Origin of the sequence: [Clostridium] aminophilum (assembly GCF_900101295.1) — a bacterium.
In the GTDB taxonomy this organism is placed as follows: Bacteria; Bacillota; Clostridia; order Lachnospirales; family Lachnospiraceae; genus Clostridium_R; species Clostridium_R aminophilum_A.
Genome location: NZ_FOIL01000102.1, coordinates 1 through 2,520 on the forward strand (window position 1 = coordinate 1; position 2,520 = coordinate 2,520).

Consider the following 2,520-nt stretch of genomic DNA (forward strand, 5'->3'; position numbering starts at 1 on the left):
ACGCATCTGATTGAGAAGGCGGTTCAGGCGGTCGAGCACGGCATCACCGTTGCGGATGAGACGGCGAAGAGTCTTGACAGCATCGTGGAAGGCAGTGAGAAGACCGCAAAACTGGTTCAGGAGATCGCGGAGGCGTCCGGCAGACAGTCCGATGCGATTTCACAGGCATCCATCGGTATTGATCAGGTATCTTCCGTTGTTCAGAGCAATTCCGCGACGGCGGAGGAATCTGCGGCAACCAGCCAGGAACTCTCCGATAAGGCCTCTGTTCTGAATGATCTTGTCAGCAAATTTAAACTGAATGAGTAAATAACAGAGTGCAAATCCGCTGGTCTGTTTTGCTGAAAACAACCCGGAGACGAAAGCATCGGTGAATATCGGAACAACGCGGGTCGGAGCGAGAGCGCCGGCCCGCGTTTTCTGTGCGGAAAATGACCGGATAGCGCGGGATGTGGCTGAAAGGCACAAAGTCATAAAAAAACAGAAATGACAGAAAAGATGATATAATTCGGTTTCTTTAACAAAAAAGTACAGATCGTTTTTTGATCAAAGGTTCACAGATAGGAGACGTTATGTTTTTCTAATACGGTCAAAATGGCGCCGGAGAGGAAACGCAAAAGGAAAAGGAATAATACAGAGTCGCTAACGGGAAAAGAAAAACGATTATTATGCTGTGAAAAATGCCGACCCCAAACAACCGCCGTGAAACGACGGAAAATCATATTTTATCTAACCGCGCCGACTATAGAAGTCGGGATAACCCCCAAACAGAAAACGGAGGAAAAAAATGAATAAACAGAGCAGCAATTCAACGAACCGATCCGGTTCATTTCGGATGAGTATCCGGACAAAGATCCTGATGCTGGCGATCAGCGTGGCGCTGATCCCGCTGATTCTGAGCGCAGCGGTCAGTTCGGTAAAGTCGAAACAGACGGGAAAAGAAACGGCGTATACGACGGTTCAGAACCTCACCAAGAGTATTTCCAGCGAAGTATCGGAGTACATCAATAAGAGCTACGCGGTGATCCAGGGACTGTCTGTTTCGGGCGACATGCTGGGCATGGATCCGGTACAGCAGGATAAGATCGTGAAGGCAACGGCGAAAAACAATCCGTATTTTTCACTGGTATATCAGGTGGACCGTGACGGAATGCAGACCGCGCGAAGCAGCGGTGAGCCGGCAGACCGAAGCGACCGCTGGTGGTACAGGCAGATGAAAGAACAGAAGAGTCCGTTTGTATCCAAGTCTTATGTCAGTGCGACCGACGGAGCGGCGACGACATCGATTTTCTTCCCGGAGTTTGACGAGAGCGGTGACATGTGCGGCATCATCGGCGCAGACCTCTCCCTGGCAAAAGTCCAGGAGGTGGTATCCAGTTTTGATGCAGAGGGAACGTATTCGCTGGTGATCGACGGACAGGGCATCTGCATTGCCCATCCCAATGCGGATTATGTGACATACAGCTATAACTATAAAGACGGAACCAGAATGAAGTCCGGCAGCGATTCCGCAAGAGAACCGTTCGACGAGACTGATGACTTTAAAAAGCTGACCGCGGATCTTCTTGCCGGAGGCAGCGGCGTGCAGGAATTCAAGAACCGTGAAGGTGTGGATGCCATTTACTCTTATCGGCCCATTGCCATTCCGGGAACTTCCGAGCAGTGGGGTGTGGTTACCATCCAGAAGAAGGCGGCAGCTTACGCCTCCGTCAATGAGATGGTTCATTTCTTTGTGATCTTCACCATCGTGATGGGTATTCTGACCGCTGTGCTGGCGGTTCTGATGGCGAACCGGATTACGCGTCCGCTGAAGAAACTGGCTGCGGCGGCGCAGGAGATTGCGGACGGCAATCTGAAGGTTGAGATCAATGCGGAGACCAATGATGAGACCGGCGATGTGGCGAGTGCAATGCACGAGACGGCAACGATGCTGAGTTCTTACATCGATTATATCCATGAGATCACACAGGTTCTGAACCAGATCTCGGAGGGCGATCTGACCTTCAATCTGAAGTACGATTATGCCGGAAGCTTTGCGGAGATCAAGGATGCGCTCTTCAATATCCGAAGCACCATGACGGATACCATGTCCCATATCCTTCACGTTGCGGAAGAGGTCAACGGCAACGCATCCACCCTTTCTTCCGGAGCACAGTCTCTGGCCCAGGGTACCACCGAGCAGGCGTCTTCCATCGAGGAGCTTTCCGCAACCATCGCGGATATCTCCACCCATGTCAAAGTGACCGCGGAAAATGCGGACAACGCGGAGAAACTCTCCGAAGATGCCCGGGTTGAAATCCAGAAGGGCAATGAGCATATGCACGAGATGGTGAAGGCGATGAAGGACATCTCCGACAGCAGCAAGGAGATCGGAAAGATCATCAAGACCATTGAGGACATCGCATTCCAGACCAATATCCTGGCGCTGAATGCGGCGGTCGAGGCGGCGAGAGCCGGCGCGGCAGGAAAGGGCTTCGCCGTGGTTGCGGATGAGGTCGGCAACCTCGCAAAGAAGTCTGC

The 2,520-nt window shown here is 52.0% G+C and carries 1 protein-coding gene and 1 pseudogene; both read left to right on the forward strand.

All coding sequences use genetic code 11. The features are described 5' to 3' along the window. Positions 1 to 309, forward strand: a pseudogene (locus BMW41_RS14005) (methyl-accepting chemotaxis protein); the annotation flags it as partial. A 478-nt stretch (positions 310 to 787) separates the two neighbouring features. Further along, positions 788 to 2,520, forward strand: a 1,733-nt coding sequence (locus tag BMW41_RS14010) for a methyl-accepting chemotaxis protein (protein WP_074650831.1), incomplete at its 3' end; no start/stop codon positions are given.